Below are 18429 nucleotides of genomic sequence, written 5' to 3' on the forward strand. Positions count from 1 at the left end.
GCTCCTGACTACTGACGATTCGGGCAATGCAGGCGGGTCATCTCGCCTTCTCTGCCCCCGGGTGAAACTAACGTAACGCTGATGCTGACACATCCCGCCTGCGATGTCTGCATTCGGTTAACCTGCCAGTTGGCAGGTGGCGAAATCGCGCGCAGTTGCGTTTGCTGCCAGCCATGCCGCCAGAGTTGCAGATACTGGTTTCTGCTGGCAAGACTGTTCATTAATGTTCTCTGATACCCCGATAACGCAGTAACAATCATCACCATCAGCACCATCGCCAACATCACTTCCGGCAGGCTAAAGCCTTGTTGATTCTTCAGGGAAGCTGACATAACTCCCCCTCTTTCTGCGGACAAAAATCACTCCAGCCGCGTGGCGAAAAAACAATGTTTCCATCGATGACTTCGCCTGTTCGCCATAATGAAACGCCTTCATAACCGGCAATCAGCAAGATTTCATTATCTGCCAGTAGACGCAGACAAACTCGGGCACCGGTTGCAGCGTACTGTGAGCACTGAACTGCGGGTTGTGTCTGCCAGGAGTGCATTTTGCCCCATTCCAGCGCCGACTGTACGATAGCCTGGCGGCGCAATGACTGGCTTTCCATAGTCACCCGAGAGGCAAAACTGCGATCCTGTTGGCTCATTCCCTGTAGCAGCAAGCTGCCCAAAACCAGCAACATTAGAACCAGTGCCAGCGATGAAACTCCCCGTTCACTATTCACAGGTTGAATCCTGTTACGCTATAGCTGGCATCCACTACGGTTTGTGGTTCAGCCTTACTGGCGCCCCGCATATTCACCGTCAACACCGGCGAGAAACCGCTGACATCCTGACGCACGACCTGAAAAGTGTCGATAATGATAGCATCCGGATTAGTGACTTTATCCCAGCCCTTACCTTCACAAGATGTCGCACCACGTAGCGTTTCCAGCACATGCTCCTTCAGACGAAATCCAATCTGGTCGGACTCTTTTACCGGTTCGCTCTCCCAGATACCGTTACTGTTCGCATCCCACTGCACAATGATACAGTCACCCTGTCCGACAATGACCAGCCCCTCGCCAGTGCAGCTACCATGACAATAACCTGCTCTCTGGAGATGCTTCGCAACGGTAAATATCCGCAGCCAGATTTCATCTTCCAGCGCCAGCTTGCGGGTGCTCGTCAAACTTTCACGCTGTAATGCAGGCAGAAATCGAGCAGCCCCCAGCAACAGTACGCTACTGATCGCCATAGCAATCAAAACTTCTAGCAGAGAAAATCCTTGCTCTTTTACAGGCATCCTTCTGTTTCTCCTTTCTGGCAAAGCCGGAGCCTTCCCCACGGCGAAACCACCAGCCACCACTCTCCCGCTGAATTTTTGAAGCGAATATGCCCGGCCCATGCGGTATTGCGCAGGCCAAAGAAAGTGAGCGAAGGCGTCAGGTCGTTCATTTCTACGTCGGGCCAGCGTGGCACAAAGACCAACGGTGAACTGCCATGACAGGCATTCGCCCCTGCGGCAGAACTCACAAGACACCATAACTTCCCCTCCCTGATGACGCTGATACTGTGGTCGCGGTTATGCCAGTTGGCATCATCACGTAAATAGAGCAAATAGTCCCGCGCCTGGCTGGCGGTTTGCCAGAGCCGTTGCGACTGCTGCCAGTATTGCCAGCCATAGAGTCCACTTGCGCTTAGCATGACCAAAATCAGCATCGCAACCAGCGTTTCAATCAGCGTATAACCACGTTGTGTTTTCATGCCGGCAGTATGGAGCGAGGAGAAAAAAAGACGAGAGCCAGTTTCTCATTCTTCGGCGCGTCTTCCGGACTATTTACGCTGTTGCAAGGCGTTGCAAAATTTCGGGAAGGCGTCTCGAAGAATTTAGCGAAGGATAAAAAAAACCGACGCACACTGGCGTCGGCTCTGGCAGGATGTTGCGTAATTTAGATAGCAACCGGCGCTTTAATTCCCGGATGCGGATCGTAGCCTTCAATCTCAAAGTCTTCGAAACGGTAGTCGAAGATGGATTCAGGTTTACGTTTGATAATCAGCTTCGGCAGCGGACGCGGTTCACGACTTAATTGCAGATGGGTTTGATCCATATGATTGCTGTACAGGTGCGTATCGCCACCGGTCCAGACAAAATCACCCACTTCCAGATCGCACTGCTGCGCCATCATATGCACCAGTAACGCGTAGCTGGCAATGTTAAACGGCAGGCCGAGGAAGACGTCGCAGGAACGCTGATAAAGCTGGCAAGAGAGTTTGCCGTCTGCCACATAGAACTGGAAGAACGCATGGCATGGAGCCAGCGCCATTTTATCCAGTTCGCCTACGTTCCATGCCGAAACAATAATGCGGCGGGAATCCGGGTCGTTTTTCAGCTGGTTCAGTACCGTAGTAATCTGGTCAATATGACGACCATCCGGCGTGGGCCAGGCGCGCCACTGTTTACCATAAACCGGACCAAGATCGCCGTTTTCATCGGCCCATTCGTCCCAGATGGTGACATTGTTTTCGTGCAGATAAGCAATGTTAGTGTCGCCCTTCAGGAACCACAGCAGCTCGTGGATAATGGAACGCAGGTGGCAACGTTTGGTTGTCACTAACGGGAATCCATCCTGGAGGTTAAAACGCATCTGATGACCAAAAATGGAAAGCGTTCCGGTTCCGGTTCGGTCGTTTTTCTGTGTGCCTTCGTCGAGCACTTTTTGCATCAGTTCTAAATACTGTTTCATGGTTCCTCAGGAAACGTGTTGCTGTGGGCTGCGACGATATGCCCAGACCATCATGAAAACACCCGCGACAATCATCGGGATGGAAAGAATTTGCCCCATGCTGATGTACTGCACCCATGCGCCGGTGAACTGCGCATCGGGCTGGCGGAAAAACTCAACAATGATGCGAAACGCGCCATAGCCAATCAGGAACAAGCCCGAGACAGCCCCCATCGGGCGCGGTTTACGGATATACAGGTTGAGGATAATAAACAGCACCACACCTTCCAGCAGCATTTCGTAAAGTTGCGACGGGTGACGCGGTAGTACGCCGTAGGTGTCGAAAATGGATTGCCACTGAGGGTTGTTTTGCAGCAGCAGAATGTCTTCAGTACGGGAGCCTGGGAACAGCATGGCAAACGGGAAGTTCGGATCAACGCGCCCCCACAATTCACCGTTAATAAAGTTGCCCAGACGCCCGGCTCCAAGGCCAAATGGAATGAGCGGTGCTATAAAATCAGACACCTGGAAGAAGGAACGTTTGGTGCGGCGGGCGAAGATAATCATCACCACGATAACGCCAATCAGGCCGCCGTGGAAGGACATGCCGCCGTCCCAGACACGGAACAGATACAGCGGATCGGCCATAAACTGCGGGAAATTGTAGAACAGAACATAACCAATACGTCCACCGAGGAAGACGCCGAGGAAGCCCGCATAGAGTAAGTTTTCAACTTCATTTTTGGTCCAGCCGCTGCCCGGACGATTCGCCCGACGTGTTGCCAGCCACATTGCAAAAATGAAACCCACCAGATACATCAGGCCGTACCAGTGAAGCGCAACGGGTCCTATTGAGAAAATGACCGGATCAAATTCCGGAAAATGCAGATAGCTACTGGTCATCTGTCACCACAAGTTCTTGTTATTTCGCTGAAAGAGAACAGCGATTGAAATGCGCGCCGCAGGTTTCAGGCGCTCCAAAGGTGCGAATAATAGCACAAGGGAACCTGGCTGGTTGCCGGATACCGTTAAAAGATATGTATATGATCCGCGCTATAACCCCCCGCGAATCAACCCGCCCATACCGCGACGCTCCATAAATGCCGCGACCTGATGACGAACTTCGGTCGCCAGTTGCGCTTCCAGGCTGCGCTGCGCAAGATTTTCTGCTTCGGCAAAATCAATGCGCCGCAGCAGGTATTTGACGCGCGCGACAGAACGTCCGTTCATCGACAGATGGCGATACCCCAGCCCAATGAGGATTGCCACGCACATGGGATCGCCCGCCATTTCACCGCATAAACGCAGATCGATTCCCTGCGTTTCCGCCTCACGGGCGATCATCGCCAGAGCACGTAACATTGCAGGATGAAGGCTGTCATAAATGTTCGCGACCCGGGTGTTGTTGCGATCAACGGCCAGGATGTATTGAGTCAGATCGTTGGTGCCAACAGAGATAAAATCAACCCGATTTGCCAGATGCGGCAGCATAAATACCATTGAAGGTACTTCCAGCATGATACCGATGCGTGGTTTGGGAATTGCGTAACCGATCATCTCCTCAACTTCACGTCCGGCACGTTCAATCAGGCGACGCGCTTCGTCAACTTCATCGAGGCTTGTGACCATTGGCAACAGAATGTGCAGGTTGCCCGTTGCAGCATTGGCGCGCAACATCGCCCGCACCTGGATCAAAAAGATCTCCGGCTGATCGAGCGTAATGCGAATCCCACGCCATCCCAGGCATGGATTCTCTTCGCTGATCGGCATGTAAGGCAGTTGCTTGTCGGCTCCCACATCCAGCGTACGCAGAGTGACGGGTTTATCATTGAACATTTGCAGCATCCCCTGATACTGCGCCACCTGTTCTTCTTCCGACGGGAAACCACTTTGCAGCATGAAAGGGATTTCGGTGCGATAAAGACCGATACCATCAATGCGACTGCCCAGTTTTTCTTCATGTTCCGGGCTTAATCCCGCATTGAGCATGACTTTTATGCGCTCGCCGCTTTTTAACTGCGCGGGTAAATTGACGTCATCTTCCGCCAGACGACTAAGCTCTATCTCTTCGCTAATCAGCCGCTGATATTCTTGCAGCAACACCGGCTCCGGGTCGACCAGCAATTCACCACGATAACCGTCAACGATCAGTGTGCGACGATGCAGCACCGAAGGCTGAATGTCCGCGCCCATCACGGTAGGGATCCCCAGCGCACGTACCATAATCGCAGCATGGGAGTTGGCTGCGCCATCGCGCACGACAACGCCGACTAAGCGATCCTGAGGCAGCTCTGCAAGGGTTGTCGCTGACAGTTCATCAGCCACCAGAATGAAACGTTCCGGCCAGGCGTTCGCCCCCTGGTTGGCATCATCAAGGTGAAACAACAATCGCTGGCCCAGCGCACGTAAATCACCGGCTCGCTCTTTGAGATAGCTATCACTTAGCGCAGCAAACTGTTCGGCGAATTTTTCAATGACCGTTTTCACCGCCCACTCTGCAACTGAGCCTTTATCCACCTCGTCAAATAATTCGCGACGCAGACGCGTGTCAGAAAGCAGGTGTGAGTAAAGATCGAAAATAGCCGCCGTTTCTTTTTGTGCACCGGCAGCAAAGCGTTTGCTGTAGCGACGAAACTCGTTAGCCGCTTCTTCCAGCGCCCCGGTCAGTCGCTCGCGTTCCAGAGCCGGATCCAGCGTTGATGCCTGATACACCTGTTCCATTAAGGGTAACGTGGCATCCTGCCAGCCTTCAGCAATCGCCACGCCGGGCGCTGCCGGTAATGCGCGGATTCGCGTCTGGCGATATTGCCCAAACAAGGCAGTCAACTGCGACTGAGAAAGAATAGCTGCCATCTGGGTGGCAAGCGTCACCAGGAAAGATTCTTCACTTTCGTTGTACTGCCGCAACTCTCGTTGCTGTACCACCAGTACACCAAGTAACTGGCGACGTTGAATAATTGGCACGCCTAAAAACGCGCGGAAACGTTCTTCTTTTACGGAGGGGATATATTTGAAGCTGGGGTGTTTTTGCGCATCCGCAAGGTTTATCGGTTCCGCCAGCCTGCCAACCAGGCCGACGATCCCTTCATCAAACGCGAGCGTTACGGTGCGACCACGTGGCTTTTTTAATCCCCGGGTCGCCATCAGGTAGTAACAACGTCGGTCGTGATCGGCCAGGTAGACCGAACAGACCTCGGTATCCATCGCAAGACAGATGTCGGTAACCAGAATATTTAACGCCTCATTCAGGCGTGGTGCGCTGGCTACCTTTTCGACTATTTCGCGCAGGCGAGTGAGCATAATGGGCGTGACTTAACCTCTTTTACGTCGATAAGCAGATACGTTTTGTGGTTTAGGCGTATTTTCTTGCAGCGCCATCACAACACTTGCGAACTCTTTCATTACCCTACGGTAGACATCACGTTTAAATGACACCACCTGTCTGACCGGATACCAGTAACTTACCCATCGCCAGCCGTCAAACTCTGGTGTACTGCTGGTTTGCATATTGATTTCCGCATCGCCGCTCACCAGCTGCAAGAGAAACCATTTTTGTTTTTGGCCGATACACACCGGCTTCGTGTCCCAACGCACCAAACGTTTCGGTAATTTGTAGCGCAACCAGTTACGCGTTGAAGCAAGGATTCGAACGTCTTTACGGCTTAATCCTACTTCTTCAAACAATTCACGGTACATCGCCTGTTCTGCGGATTCTCCGGGATTAATTCCGCCTTGCGGAAATTGCCAGGAGTGCTGACCAAATCGCCGGGCCCACATTACTTGCCCCTGACGATTACAAATCACGATACCTACGTTTGGGCGGTAGCCATCGTCATCAATCACCGGACTACCTCAAAATAAAGCTTTATATACGAATGATTGTTTCATACTCCAGGAAGACGGTAAACCACTCTCTGCAAGGCATTACACACTAATAACAATTGAATAACTCACAGTTAAGTGCAGAGTTATAAACAGAGGAAGGGGTGGATAGCCGTTTTTATTCACCTTTTCTGTGGATAGAGTTGTGAAGAACTACGGAATTACCACGGGAAAACCCAGAGCACTCTGAATCAGCCGCTAAAATACACTTTAAAATATTCGTTATTAATCAATATATTAAATACATAAATATTGATAAAACAGACAAATTCGTGACCCATGTCACACCACTCATTTACGCGTTGGCGAAAGATCAACCAACGTCGTATTTATCCACAGAATGTGCCACTAAGTTAAGCACCGAACCACTAAAAATTAGAGTTTCGTCGCACGTCAAGGCTGTAAATGGAAACAGTAGTGAGGGTTTTTCACAGTTATCCCAGCTTTCTGTGGATAACATGGTGTAAGATCCTGTTTATTTTCAGTGACCAGAATTGGAAAACCCACCAGGACGTTGCGCAACACCGTCACCTGTGAATTAAAAAACAAGATAAATCATAGAATTGAATAACGCTTGTGGAAAAAGTTACACTCTGAATATTCGGTACAAAATAGCTGCTTATTTTTTAATCAAGGTGTAATGCCATGTCTCAACCTCGCCCATTGCCCCCTCCCCCCGAAACTGAAGCGCAGTTATTAGCGCAAGCACAGCAACTTTCTGGTTACACCCTTGGTGAACTGGCAGCACTTGCCGGATTGGTTACGCCGGAGAATTTAAAACGCGATAAAGGTTGGATCGGTGTGTTACTGGAGATCTGGCTTGGCGCCAGCGCAGGAAGTAAACCTGAACAAGATTTTGCCGCTTTAGGCGTGGAACTCAAAACTATACCTGTAGATACTCTTGGTCGCCCGCTGGAAACGACATTCGTTTGTGTTGCACCGTTAACTGGCAATAGCGGTGTGACCTGGGAAACCAGCCACGTGCGCCACAAACTCAAACGGGTGTTATGGATACCGGTTGAAGGCGAGCGCAGCATCCCACTGGCGCAGCGTCGCGTAGGAGCACCGTTGCTGTGGAGTCCGAACGAAGAGGAAGACCGCCAGCTACGCGAAGACTGGGAAGAATTAATGGATATGATTGTCCTCGGTCAGGTTGAGCGAATCACCGCTCGTCACGGGGAATATTTGCAAATACGACCGAAAGCGGCGAATGCGAAAGCTCTCACCGAAGCCATTGGCGCCGAGGGTGAACGAATTCTGACATTGCCGCGCGGATTTTATCTGAAAAAGAATTTCACCAGCGCACTGCTGGCGCGTCATTTTTTGATCCAGTAGCCATCGCTTTGACCTGCTGCATTCCGGGCATATAATTACCGCTTCATTTTTTTGGCAGGGCTTTTTAGATGTTATTTGCATGGATAACCGATCCTAACGCCTGGCTTGCGCTCGGTACGCTGACGCTGCTGGAGATCGTTCTTGGGATCGATAATATTATTTTCCTTTCTCTGGTGGTCGCAAAGTTGCCCACCGCACAGCGTGGTCACGCGCGGCGTCTGGGACTGGCAGGAGCCATGGTTATGCGTCTGGCGCTGCTGGCGTCGATTGCCTGGGTTACGCGCCTGACGAATCCGCTTTTTACAATTTTCAATCAGGAAATTTCCGCTCGTGATTTGATTCTGCTGCTGGGTGGTCTGTTCCTTATCTGGAAAGCCAGTAAGGAGATCCACGAGTCTATCGAAGGCGAAGAAGAAGGGCTGAAAACACGTGTTTCATCATTCCTCGGCGCTATCGTGCAGATTATGCTGCTGGATATTATTTTCAGCCTCGATTCGGTGATTACCGCCGTGGGTCTGTCGGATCACTTGTTTATTATGATGGCGGCCGTAGTCATTGCCGTAGGCGTGATGATGTTCGCCGCACGTTCGATTGGTGATTTTGTTGAACGCCATCCATCAGTGAAAATGTTGGCGCTCTCTTTCCTGATTCTAGTGGGCTTTACCCTGATCCTGGAAAGTTTCGATATCCACGTACCGAAAGGTTACATCTACTTCGCGATGTTCTTCTCCATTGCAGTAGAAAGCCTCAACCTGATTCGCAATAAAAAGAATCCGCTCTGATATTCCGTTCGCTCTCCTGTGGGAGAGCGAACGTCTTCCCTTTATTCTCACAGTTTAAGACTTTCCTGCTTTCAAGATGTATAACGTCAGATTATAAACAGACTATTATCATTGATGGGCTTAATGAGGATAACCGGATGAAAAAATGGGCAGTATTAATTTCCGCAGTCGGACTGGCATTTGCTGTTTCCGGTTGTAGCAGCGATTATGTGATGGCAACTAAAGATGGTCGAATGATCCTGACTGATGGAAAACCGGAAATTGACGATGATACCGGGCTTGTGAGTTATCACGATCAACAAGGTAACGCGATGCAAATTAACCGCGATGATGTCTCGCAAATTATTGAACGTTAAAAAATAAGGTCAGCATCCGGCTGGCCTTAAGATTTTTCGCTTTCCCTTTTCCCTTCCCTCTGCCATTTTTATATTCCTTATGTCGTGATTATAAAAAGGAAACGGCTATGCAATATCACCGTATACCCCACAGCTCGCTGGAAGTCAGCACGCTGGGGCTTGGCACGATGACGTTTGGTGAACAGAACAGCGAAGCCGACGCCCACGCACAACTCGACTATGCCGTTGCTCAGGGCATTAATCTTATCGACGTTGCCGAGATGTACCCTGTACCGCCTCGCCCCGAAACTCAGGGTCTGACCGAAACCTATGTCGGTAACTGGCTGGCAAAACATGGCAACCGCGAAAAATTAATTATCGCCTCTAAAGTGAGCGGACCGTCGCGCAACAATGACAAGGGTATTCGCCCGGATCAGGCGCTGGACAGGAAGAATATCCGCGAAGCTCTGCATGACAGCCTCAAGCGCCTACAGACTGATTACCTCGATCTTTATCAGGTACACTGGCCGCAGCGCCCGACCAACTGCTTCGGCAAACTCGGTTATAGCTGGACGGATTCCGCGCCTGCGGTTTCGCTGCTGGATACGCTGGATGCACTGGCAGAATACCAACGCGCAGGGAAAATTCGTTATATCGGCGTGTCGAATGAAACCGCATTTGGCGTAATGCGTTATCTACATCTGGCGGACAAACACGATCTGCCGCGCATCGTCACTATTCAGAACCCCTATAGTCTGTTAAACCGCAGCTTTGAAGTGGGTCTGGCGGAAGTCAGCCAGTATGAAGGCGTCGAGTTACTGGCCTATTCGTGCCTGGGTTTCGGCACGCTGACCGGTAAATATCTCAATGGTGCAAAACCGGCTGGTGCGCGTAATACGCTCTTTAGTCGCTTCACCCGTTATAGTGGTGAGCAAACGCAAAAAGCTGTCGCGGCATATGTTGATATTGCCAGACGTCATGGTCTCGATCCTGCTCAGATGGCGCTCGCTTTTGTACGCCGCCAACCGTTTGTTGCCAGCACGCTGCTGGGCGCAACGACGATGGAACAGTTGAAAACTAACATCGAAAGTTTACATCTGGAGTTGAGCGAAGACGTATTAACTGAAATTGAAGCGGTGCATCAGGTTTATACTTATCCGGCACCTTAAGCATTAACGCCGGGCTTACCCGGCGTTAAATATTAATGACGGCGTTGCCAGACCCACAGCGCCGTTATTGCCAGCGCAAACAGCGCACCGAAGCCAATGCCAATGGGCACGACAGGAATACCCACCATGACCGCCAGCGAGTAAATGCCCAACATCAACAACATGGCGCTATTTTCGCCAAGGTTCTGTACTGCAATCGCATTCCCCGCCCCGACGCTTTTTTTACCTCGTTCCTGGAGTAACGCATTCAATGGAACGACAAAAAAGCCGCCCAGCACGCCAATCAACATCAGCAAGGCATAGGCTGGCAGCAGCTCATGTTGCAGGGAGAAAATCAGCACCACCACGCCAATTAAAATCCCGGCGGGCATACAGCGTGAAACGGTTTCCAGCGTGACCAGCTTCGCTGCCGCGCCGGCACCAACCACGATGCCAATCGCCACCATGGCGTTGAGATAGGTCGGCGTGGCGTTATCGGTAATGCCCAGCGCCACCGGCACCCAAAGTACTAACAGGAAACGCAGCGTGACGCCTGCTCCCCAGAACAAACTGGTGCCTACCAGCGAAAAACGCGTTTCTCCATTGCGCCATAACGAGGTGCAGGCATTCAGGAAACTGCGGGTCATGTTGATGAGATTCCACGACTGCCCCGGACGCGCCGCCGCCAGTTTTGGAATGTAGATATTGGCGACGACCGCACCACCATAGGCCAGCGCACATGCTGCCAGAGCGACAAGAACATGCCAGTCTGCCAGTACACCACCGGCTACGGAACCGAGCAAAATCGCCGCTATGGTAGAAGCTTCCATTAAACCGTTAGCTTTTACTAACTTACTACCCGTGGTTAATTCGCCGAGAATACCGTATTTCGCCGGTGAATACGCCGCTGCTCCCACGCCGACCAGCGTATAGCCGAGAAAGGGATTGATGCCAAAGCAGATACTGGCAGCACCCAGCAGCTTAAGACCGTTGGCAAACATCATCACCCGACCTTTGGCAAAGCTATCGGCCACCTGCCCGACAAACGGCGCAAAAAGAATGTAAGCACCTACAAACACCATTTGCAGGACGGGCTGACTCCACTCCGGATAGAACTGTGCTTTCAGTAACGCCAGAGTGGCAAACAGCAGCGCGTTATCGCCAAACGCAGAGAGAAACTGCGCGACGATAACCGCTTTCATCCCCTTCGACCACAGCGAAGTGTTAGTGTGCACTGACTCACTCATCGTGTTGTTCCGCTTCGTCTACCCAGCTTTTCAACGTGACAAAGTCAGGTTTACCGCTGCCCAGTAATGGCATCTGTTTCAGATAGCGAATGTCGCGCGGTACGGCAAGTTCCGGCACGCCGTGCTCGCGGGCATACTGTTGCAGTTTATCGCGCGCCAGTTCACTGTCCGTGGTGAAAAGCACCAGCGCCTCACCTTTGCTGGCATCGCTCTTAATCGCAGTGGCATGCATCTTGTCTGGAGAAACGCCAATGGCCAGTTGTTCCACCATTTCCAGCGACACCATTTCGCCTGCAATTTTGGCAAAGCGTTTCGCGCGCCCCTGAATCTGCACAAAGCCCTGCTCGTCGAAACGCACGATATCGCCCGTGTCATACCAGCCGCGCTCCATTTCGCCGCGAACATTCTCGGCGGTGGGCACTTCCAGCACGCCCGGCTTCTCTACCCGCAGGTAGCCGTTCATAATGTTCGGCCCTTTCAGTTGCAGGCGGCCACCGTCTTCGATACCCGGAACCGCCAGCAGCCGAGCATCCATACCAGGCAAAATACGCCCTACCGTACCTGGTTTCGCCGCCATCGGTACGTTGATGGACACCACGGGCGCGCATTCCGTCACACCGTAACCTTCAAGAATGCGCAGGCCAAATTTATCCTGCCAAAGCTGTTTGGTGCTTTCTTGCAGTTTCTCTGCGCCTGCCACCACATAGCGTAGACGATAGAAATCATACGGGTTGGCAAAGCGCGCGTAGTGACCGAGGAAGGTCGAGGTACCAAAGAGCACGGTACAACTGCGGTCGTACACCAGTTCCGGCACAATGCGGTAATGCAGCGGGCTTGGATAAAGGAATACTTCCGCCCCCGTCAGCAGTGGCGTAAACAGGCCAACAGTCAGACCAAAAGAGTGGAACAGTGGCAATGCCGACATAAAGCGGTCATTGGTGGTGAAGTCGGCAATGGTTTTAATCTGCTCGACGTTCGCCAGAATGCTTTTATGGCTATGGACAACACCTTTCGGATGACCTTCAGAACCGGAGGTAAAGAGGATCAGCGCCTCTTCTTCTGGCTGCTGTTTTACCTGTGCGAGGCGCGGCACCAGCAGATGCGCGAAGATCCACACTTTGTCGGCAGTGGTGACGTCCGCTTTTAAATCTTCCAGATAGACCCAACGTACCTGAGTTAACTGTTCCGGCAGATGCCAGAGTTTGCCTTTATCGAGAAACTGGCGGGAAGTGAAGATGGTTTTGATTTCAGCCGCCGTAATGGCGCTGGTCAGCCCTTTTACCCCGGCGGTGTAGTTCATCATTGCGGGAATGCGACGACGTGCGATGGCTCCGAAAATCACTGCCGCACTGATGCCCGCATTGGGCAGCATTAAGCCGATGCGTTCCCCTTCAACACTGTATTTTTCAAGAATGCGCCCGACAAACAGCGTTTTGGTAAGTAATTTACGATAGGTGTCAGGGGTAAAATTGATATCTTCGACACACTTTTTACCCGCACCGAAGCGGTACATCGCACTCAAAAAGGATTCGTACAACGTTTCACGCGGGCGCACTGCCATACGCGCTTCCATCATAATTTGATGCAGCATTTCGCCAGCGATTTTGCGACGGTCACGGGCACGCGGCGCATCCGGCATCTGTACCTGCGTTGGTGGCAAAATATGCAGATGAATTTGCGGGAACAAGCGACGTTTAACCAGACCTTTCAGGCGGCTGAAGTGCGTAAGTTCCGCCCCTTCAATACGCACTGGAATGACTGTCGCACCTGACTTCGCAGCGACAAAACCCGCGCCATCGTAGATTTTCATCAGCGAGCCGGTTGTCGTGATTCGTCCTTCAGGGAAAATCACCACCGGTCGCCCCTGTTCCACCAGACGTACCAGATGTTTAATTGCCATAGGTTGCGTCGGGTCGAGGGGAACGAAGTCGATAAATGATTTCAGCCAACGCATATACCACTGCTGGCTGATGGAGGTGTAAACGGCAAAAACAGGGCGAACGGGTAAAAACAGTGCCAGCAATATGCCATCAATAAATGAGACGTGATTGGGCGTGATAAGAACGCGCTCGCCCTTCAGTGCCTGGGTGTCGCCTGTCACGCGAACACGGTACAGGACACGGCACAAATTACGAAAAAAGCTAAAAAGCATTCCAACTCCCTTTGCTCATTCTTCAGTAAAAGCGAATGGTGCGAGATTACACCAGAAGGAGAACGCGAGCGACAGTAAAATGGGTGCGAAAAAAAACCTGCGCATCCGCGCAGGCTGGTGCAAGAGACAGGGTACGAAGAGCGTACCGAATAATCTCACCAATCAATACCTCTGGGATCTTGATTGTGGTCTGCACACAGACTGTTCGCCAGCGAGAAAACGCAAAGGAGTGAAGGGAAATGCAACCAGGTGTGTAAATTATCGGTTACTGTTACAGATTGATGACAGACAAAAAAAACCTGCGCATCTGCGCAGGTTGGTGTAATTCATGTGATCAACCCGAAGTTGACTTCACCTATCAATACCTCTGGGATCACCACTTTATCAATCTGAAGCCAAACGCCACCAGCGGTCAATCGCAACAGCGTTTCGCAAAGTGTAACCAAAGGTTTGCAATCTCTTTTTTTGTCTTACTTATTTGCGTTTCGCTCACATTCCCCGCGCTGAAAGTACCACACCCCTTGAACCAACGGACGTTTTCCGTAACACTGACAGAATGTAAGCGTTTACCCACAAAGGTATTTTCATGGCGACCATAAAGGATGTAGCCCGACTGGCAGGCGTTTCAGTCGCCACAGTTTCCCGCGTCATTAATAATTCTCCCAAAGCCAGCGAAGCTTCCCGGCTGGCTGTACATAGTGCAATGGAGTCTCTTAGCTATCACCCGAACGCCAACGCCCGGGCGCTGGCACAACAGGCCACCGAAACCGTTGGTTTGATTGTTGGCGATGTCTCTGATCCTTTTTTCGGCGCAATGGTGAAAGCGGTTGAACAGGTGGCTTATCACACGGGTAATTTTTTATTGATTGGTAATGGTTACCACAACGAGCAAAAAGAACGTCAGGCCATTGAGCAGTTGATCCGCCATCGCTGCGCCGCACTGGTCGTTCATGCCAAAATGATTCCCGATGCCGATTTGACAGCATTGATGAAACAAATGCCCGGTATGGTGCTGATCAACCGGATCCTTCCGGGGTTTGAGAATCGTTGCATCGCACTGGACGATCGTTATGGCGCCTGGCTGGCGACGCGTCATTTGATTCAACAAGGCCATACTCGCATTGGTTATCTCTGCTCTAACCACTCTATTTCTGACGCCGAAGATCGTCTGCAGGGTTATTACGATGCCCTTGCCGAAAGCGGTATTCCGGCCAATGATCGGCTGGTAACTTTTGGCGAACCGGATGAAAGCGGCGGCGAACAGGCAATGACTGAACTGCTGGGAAGGGGGCGAAATTTCTCTGCCGTGGCCTGTTATAACGATTCAATGGCGGCGGGCGCGATGGGTGTACTCAATGATAATGGTATTGATGTACCGGGTGAGATTTCATTGATTGGCTTTGATGATGTGCTGGTATCGCGCTATGTGCGTCCGCGTTTGACGACAGTACGCTATCCAATTGTAACGATGGCGACTCAGGCTGCCGAACTGGCTTTGGCTCTGGCGAACAATCACCCGCTTCCTGAAATTACCAACGTCTTTAGTCCAACGCTGGTACGTCGCCATTCAGTTTCAACACCGTCACTGGAGACAAGTCATAACGCCTCCAGCAACTAGCCGCAATTAAAGCAGCTCAAGCGCCAGTAATTCTTCAATGGTCTGGCGACGGCGAATCAATCGCGCCTGACCATTATCAAACAGAACTTCTGGCAGCAGTGGGCGACTATTGTAGTTTGATGACATTGACGCGCCATATGCGCCAGTATCATGCAGTACCAGATAATCCCCTGCCTTCACTTCCGGCAAAGCACGAGTTTCGACATTCCCCCCCTCCTGCTGGGTAAAAACATCCCCCGATTCACATAGCGGCCCGGCGACAACGGTTTCCACCGTTGGTGCGTGCTCAAGGGAATGACCATCAGCCGCCAGTGCGCTAATGTGATGGTAACTGCCGTACATTGCCGGGCGCATCAGATCGTTAAACCCGGCGTCAACCAGCACAAAGTGGCGGCTCCCCATCTGTTTGACGCTTCGCACCTGGGTAATCAACACACCAGACTGCGCCACCAGGAAGCGACCCGGTTCAATTTCCAGTTTCACAGGGTGACCCAAATGATGAGCGATCTGCTCACGTGCCGCATTCCACAGGCCATAATAATGCTCGGTATCAACCGCTTCTTCTCCCTGTTGATAAGGAACTGAAAGCCCACCGCCAGCAGAAATCGCCTGTAAATCCTGATCAAAGTCGATAACCTGCCGCACCATCGCACCACACACCTGTTCCAGATGCGCATAGTCAACACCGGAACCAATGTGCATGTGAATGCCGACCAGCTGCAATTGATGCCGCTGTATTACTTCCAGTGCGGCGGGAAGATCGGTATACCAGATACCGTGCTTGCTGTTTTCGCCGCCGGTATTGGTTTTTTGGCTATGTCCATGACCAAATCCCGGATTAACGCGCAGCCATACCCGATGCCCTGGCGAAACCTGGCCTAGTTGGTCGAGCATATCGACAGAACCCGCATTCACCGGAATTTGCAATTCACTGACACGCTCGAGCGTAGCCTGGTCGATAACATCAGCGGTAAAGACGATGTCATCGGGATGCGTTTGTGGATTGTAACCCGCCGCCAGCGCGCGCTCGATTTCGCCCAACGAGACGGAATCTACTTTCACGCCTTGCTCACGCATTAAGCGCAAAATATGAATATTGGAACAGGCTTTCTGCGCAAAGCGCACCACATCAAACTGCTTCAGAGCCGCAATCTGCCGACGAATGATTTGTGCATCGTAGACCCAAACCGGGCAACCGAATTCTGCGGGCAAGCGCAGCAGATTTTCAGCGGTGAGATCGGTATCGGTGCTGAACAGTGAATGTGGCATAACAAACTCCGAATAAGTGAGGCTGACGGCGAATAAAACATTGCCTGATGCACTTCGTTTATCAGGCCTACATGGCTCCTGCAATATATTGAATTTGCATGATCTTGTAGGCGCATCAACAAAGCGCACATTGTCAACAATCTGAATAAGTGTTTTTTTATGATTACGCCACATCATAAAAAGAATAAAAAATATCGATTTATGCCAGGTCTATGCAAAAATGATATGGATTACCGAAGAATGAGATTAAGCAGATGGCCGCCGTTAACTTACGTCATATTGAAATTTTTCATGCGGTGATGACCGCCGGAAGCCTGACTGAAGCGGCACAACTGCTACATACTTCACAACCCACTGTCAGCCGCGAACTGGCGCGCTTTGAAAAAGTGATTGGGCTGAAATTGTTTGAGCGCGTACGTGGACGATTACATCCTACCGTGCAAGGGCTGCGGCTGTTCGAAGAGGTGCAGCGATCCTGGTACGGCCTGGATCGCATTGTCAGTGCCGCAGAAAGTTTGCGCGAGTTTCGCCAGGGCGAACTGTCTATTGCCTGCCTGCCGGTCTTTTCGCAGTCTTTTTTGCCGCCACTGATGCAACCGTTTCTGGCTCGCTATCCTGAAGTCAGCTTAAACATAGTGCCGCAGGAATCGCCGCTACTTGAAGAGTGGCTCTCGGCCCAGCGCCATGATTTAGGCCTCACCGAGACGCTGCATACACCTGCGGGTACGGAACGTACTGAATTACTGTCTTTAGATGAAGTATGTGTTTTACCGCAGGGGCATCCGCTGGCAGCAAAAGAGGTATTAACGCCGGAAGATTTTCAGGGTGAGAATTACATCAGCCTTTCCCGTACTGACAGCTATCGCCAGTTATTGGATCAACTATTTAATGAACATCAGGTTAAACGCCGCATGATTGTGGAGACCCACAGCGCCGCGTCAGTCTGCGCGATGGTACGGGCGGGGGCGGGAGTTTCCGTGGTTAACCCGCTCACCGCACTGGATTATGCGGCAAGCGGTTTAGTGGTGCGACGATTTAGCATTGCAGTTCCGTTTACCGTTAGCCTGATTCGCCCCCTTCACCGCCCGTCATCAGCACTGGTGCAGGCATTTAGTGAGCACTTACAGGCAGGTTTACCGAATCTGGTTGCCTCACTTAACGCTATTTTGTAGCGAGTTACGACAGCATAAAGGCGACGGCATCCTCGGCATGAAGAGCGGTGGTATCGAACACGGGCAGGACACTGCGCTCCTCTGGCACCAGTAAACCAATTTCAGTACAACCGAAAATCACGCCCTGTGCCCCCTGTTCTGCGAGACGAGTAATGACTTGTGCATAATAAGCGCGTGACGTTTCGGTAAATTGCCCCAGACACAGTTCTTCAAAAATAATCTGATTAATTTTCGCCCGCTCATCCGCTTCAGGCACCAGACAATCGATAGAAAATTGCTCTGCCAGCCGTCCACGATAAAAATCCTGTTCCATGGTGTAGCGCGTTCCCAGCAGCGCCACGCGCGTCATTCCAGCACGGGTGATGGCACGCCCGGTGGCATCCGCAATATGTAAGAAAGGCAGTGAGCAACGAGACTCGATGACATCTGCAACTTTGTGCATCGTATTGGTACATAACACAATACCTTCTGCTCCAGCCCGCTGTAATCCAAGCGCCGCACTGGCAAGAATCTCTCCTGTTTTGTCCCACTCACCGCGACGTTGGCACTCTTCTATTTCATGAAAATCGACGCTATGTAGCAGCACTTGCGCAGAGTGAAGCCCGCCAAGTCGCTGTTTAATACCTTCATTTATCAGGCGATAGTAAGGAATGGTGGATTCCCAGCTCATTCCTCCCAGCAAACCAATTGTTTTCATTCCTCTCTCCTGGTGTGAGTTACCGCAACAGGGCTGATTAAGGAACGAGACAAACGCCTCAACGGCCTGGTGCCAGATCTCTATTAGC

General features: G+C 51.5%; 19 protein-coding genes. 6 read left to right on the forward strand and 13 right to left on the reverse strand.

The features are described from left to right. Positions 1–8: 8 nt before the first annotated feature. From A7589_RS12730 to A7589_RS23510, 9 genes are all read right to left on the reverse strand, one after another. The gene (locus A7589_RS12730) at positions 9–332 is read right to left on the reverse strand and encodes a prepilin-type N-terminal cleavage/methylation domain-containing protein (RefSeq protein ID WP_001276468.1); all 324 of its coding nucleotides are present in this window, start codon (positions 330–332) and stop codon (positions 9–11) included. Continuing rightward, positions 317–724, reverse strand: coding sequence for a DUF2509 family protein (locus tag A7589_RS12735; RefSeq protein ID WP_105282708.1), 408 nt, complete (start codon positions 722–724; stop codon positions 317–319). The genes A7589_RS12730 and A7589_RS12735 overlap by 16 nt, the downstream gene beginning before the upstream one ends. Further along, on the reverse strand, positions 721–1284 hold the full coding sequence (locus tag A7589_RS12740; RefSeq protein WP_001144305.1) for a prepilin peptidase-dependent protein: 564 nt from the start codon (positions 1282–1284) through the stop codon (positions 721–723). The genes A7589_RS12735 and A7589_RS12740 overlap by 4 nt, the downstream gene beginning before the upstream one ends. Further along, entirely contained in the window at positions 1275–1745 is a 471-nt protein-coding gene (locus A7589_RS12745) for a prepilin peptidase-dependent protein (protein WP_000857036.1), read from the reverse strand. The genes A7589_RS12740 and A7589_RS12745 overlap by 10 nt, the downstream gene beginning before the upstream one ends. A gap of 185 nt (positions 1746–1930) precedes the next feature. Further along, positions 1931–2725, reverse strand: a complete 795-nt coding sequence (thyA, locus tag A7589_RS12750; RefSeq protein WP_000816226.1) for a thymidylate synthase — start codon at positions 2723–2725, stop codon at positions 1931–1933. A gap of 6 nt (positions 2726–2731) precedes the next feature. Beyond that, entirely contained in the window at positions 2732–3607 is an 876-nt protein-coding gene (lgt, locus tag A7589_RS12755; protein WP_000204656.1) for a prolipoprotein diacylglyceryl transferase, read from the reverse strand. A gap of 150 nt (positions 3608–3757) precedes the next feature. After that, entirely contained in the window at positions 3758–6004 is a 2247-nt protein-coding gene (gene ptsP / locus A7589_RS12760; protein ID WP_000957933.1) for a phosphoenolpyruvate--protein phosphotransferase, read from the reverse strand. Positions 6005–6016: 12 nt separating this feature from the next. Next, the gene (rppH, locus tag A7589_RS12765) at positions 6017–6547 is read right to left on the reverse strand and encodes an RNA pyrophosphohydrolase (RefSeq protein ID WP_000564488.1); all 531 of its coding nucleotides are present in this window, start codon (positions 6545–6547) and stop codon (positions 6017–6019) included. Positions 6548–6899: 352 nt separating this feature from the next. After that, a complete protein-coding gene (locus A7589_RS23510; RefSeq protein ID WP_016159643.1) occupies positions 6900–7046 on the reverse strand; it encodes a hypothetical protein in 147 nt (48 codons plus the stop codon). 185 nt (positions 7047–7231) lie between these two features. On the opposite strand from A7589_RS23510, the gene mutH reads away from it, so the two are divergent. From mutH to A7589_RS12785, 4 genes are all read left to right on the forward strand, one after another. Beyond that, positions 7232–7921 carry a DNA mismatch repair endonuclease MutH gene (gene mutH, locus A7589_RS12770; protein WP_108188866.1) on the forward strand — a complete coding sequence of 230 codons (690 nt, stop codon included), beginning with the start codon at positions 7232–7234 and terminating at the stop codon, positions 7919–7921. 68 nt (positions 7922–7989) lie between these two features. Then, the gene (locus tag A7589_RS12775) at positions 7990–8703 is read left to right on the forward strand and encodes a TerC family protein (RefSeq protein ID WP_000895630.1); all 714 of its coding nucleotides are present in this window, start codon (positions 7990–7992) and stop codon (positions 8701–8703) included. A gap of 137 nt (positions 8704–8840) precedes the next feature. Continuing rightward, positions 8841–9059, forward strand: coding sequence for a lipoprotein YgdR (gene ygdR, locus A7589_RS12780; protein WP_000758660.1), 219 nt, complete (start codon positions 8841–8843; stop codon positions 9057–9059). 107 nt (positions 9060–9166) lie between these two features. After that, positions 9167–10207, forward strand: a complete 1041-nt coding sequence (locus A7589_RS12785) for an NADP(H)-dependent aldo-keto reductase (RefSeq protein WP_001199282.1) — start codon at positions 9167–9169, stop codon at positions 10205–10207. 32 nt (positions 10208–10239) lie between these two features. Here A7589_RS12785 and lplT read toward each other — a convergent pair whose 3' ends face one another. Next, a complete protein-coding gene (lplT, locus tag A7589_RS12790; protein WP_000004643.1) occupies positions 10240–11433 on the reverse strand; it encodes a lysophospholipid transporter LplT in 1194 nt (397 codons plus the stop codon). After that, positions 11426–13585, reverse strand: a complete 2160-nt coding sequence (gene aas, locus A7589_RS12795; RefSeq protein ID WP_000899033.1) for a bifunctional acyl-ACP--phospholipid O-acyltransferase/long-chain-fatty-acid--ACP ligase — start codon at positions 13583–13585, stop codon at positions 11426–11428. The genes lplT and aas overlap by 8 nt, the downstream gene beginning before the upstream one ends. A 586-nt stretch (positions 13586–14171) precedes the next feature. On the opposite strand from aas, the gene galR reads away from it, so the two are divergent. Then, a complete protein-coding gene (gene galR, locus A7589_RS12800; protein WP_000201035.1) occupies positions 14172–15203 on the forward strand; it encodes an HTH-type transcriptional regulator GalR in 1032 nt (343 codons plus the stop codon). 6 nt (positions 15204–15209) lie between these two features. On the opposite strand, the gene lysA is transcribed toward galR, so the two are convergent. After that, positions 15210–16472 (reverse strand): diaminopimelate decarboxylase, encoded by a 1263-nt coding sequence (gene lysA / locus A7589_RS12805; protein ID WP_001120727.1) that lies wholly within the window; start codon positions 16470–16472, stop codon positions 15210–15212. A 254-nt stretch (positions 16473–16726) separates the two neighbouring features. Here lysA and lysR point away from each other — a divergent pair, with 254 nt between their 5' ends. Beyond that, entirely contained in the window at positions 16727–17644 is a 918-nt protein-coding gene (lysR, locus tag A7589_RS12810; RefSeq protein WP_000741843.1) for a DNA-binding transcriptional regulator LysR, read from the forward strand. Between the two features lie 4 nt (positions 17645–17648). Here the strand turns inward: lysR and ygeA are convergent, their stop codons facing one another. Beyond that, positions 17649–18341 carry an amino acid racemase gene (gene ygeA, locus A7589_RS12815; protein WP_000848676.1) on the reverse strand — a complete coding sequence of 231 codons (693 nt, stop codon included), beginning with the start codon at positions 18339–18341 and terminating at the stop codon, positions 17649–17651. Positions 18342–18429: the final 88 nt, after the last annotated feature.

Source organism: Escherichia sp. MOD1-EC6475, assembly GCF_003046645.1.
Lineage (GTDB): Bacteria > Pseudomonadota > Gammaproteobacteria > Enterobacterales > Enterobacteriaceae > Escherichia > Escherichia ruysiae.

Excerpts from the sequence above, each read along its gene's own strand:
- A7589_RS12730 (WP_001276468.1), bottom strand. The coding sequence starts at position 332 with ATGTCAGCTTCCCTGAAGAATCAACAAGGCTTTAGCCTGCCGGAAGTG.
- A7589_RS12740 (WP_001144305.1), bottom strand. The coding sequence starts at position 1,284 with ATGCCTGTAAAAGAGCAAGGATTTTCTCTGCTAGAAGTTTTGATTGCT.
- A7589_RS12745 (WP_000857036.1), bottom strand. The coding sequence starts at position 1,745 with ATGAAAACACAACGTGGTTATACGCTGATTGAAACGCTGGTTGCGATG.
- thyA (WP_000816226.1), bottom strand. The coding sequence starts at position 2,725 with ATGAAACAGTATTTAGAACTGATGCAAAAAGTGCTCGACGAAGGCACA.
- lgt (WP_000204656.1), bottom strand. The coding sequence starts at position 3,607 with ATGACCAGTAGCTATCTGCATTTTCCGGAATTTGATCCGGTCATTTTC.
- ptsP (WP_000957933.1), bottom strand. The coding sequence starts at position 6,004 with ATGCTCACTCGCCTGCGCGAAATAGTCGAAAAGGTAGCCAGCGCACCA.
- A7589_RS23510 (WP_016159643.1), bottom strand. The coding sequence starts at position 7,046 with ATGTTATCCACAGAAAGCTGGGATAACTGTGAAAAACCCTCACTACTG.
- mutH (WP_108188866.1), top strand. The coding sequence starts at position 7,232 with ATGTCTCAACCTCGCCCATTGCCCCCTCCCCCCGAAACTGAAGCGCAG.
- A7589_RS12775 (WP_000895630.1), top strand. The coding sequence starts at position 7,990 with ATGTTATTTGCATGGATAACCGATCCTAACGCCTGGCTTGCGCTCGGT.
- ygdR (WP_000758660.1), top strand. The coding sequence starts at position 8,841 with ATGAAAAAATGGGCAGTATTAATTTCCGCAGTCGGACTGGCATTTGCT.
- A7589_RS12785 (WP_001199282.1), top strand. The coding sequence starts at position 9,167 with ATGCAATATCACCGTATACCCCACAGCTCGCTGGAAGTCAGCACGCTG.
- lplT (WP_000004643.1), bottom strand. The coding sequence starts at position 11,433 with ATGAGTGAGTCAGTGCACACTAACACTTCGCTGTGGTCGAAGGGGATG.
- aas (WP_000899033.1), bottom strand. The coding sequence starts at position 13,585 with ATGCTTTTTAGCTTTTTTCGTAATTTGTGCCGTGTCCTGTACCGTGTT.
- galR (WP_000201035.1), top strand. The coding sequence starts at position 14,172 with ATGGCGACCATAAAGGATGTAGCCCGACTGGCAGGCGTTTCAGTCGCC.
- lysA (WP_001120727.1), bottom strand. The coding sequence starts at position 16,472 with ATGCCACATTCACTGTTCAGCACCGATACCGATCTCACCGCTGAAAAT.
- lysR (WP_000741843.1), top strand. The coding sequence starts at position 16,727 with ATGGCCGCCGTTAACTTACGTCATATTGAAATTTTTCATGCGGTGATG.
- ygeA (WP_000848676.1), bottom strand. The coding sequence starts at position 18,341 with ATGAAAACAATTGGTTTGCTGGGAGGAATGAGCTGGGAATCCACCATT.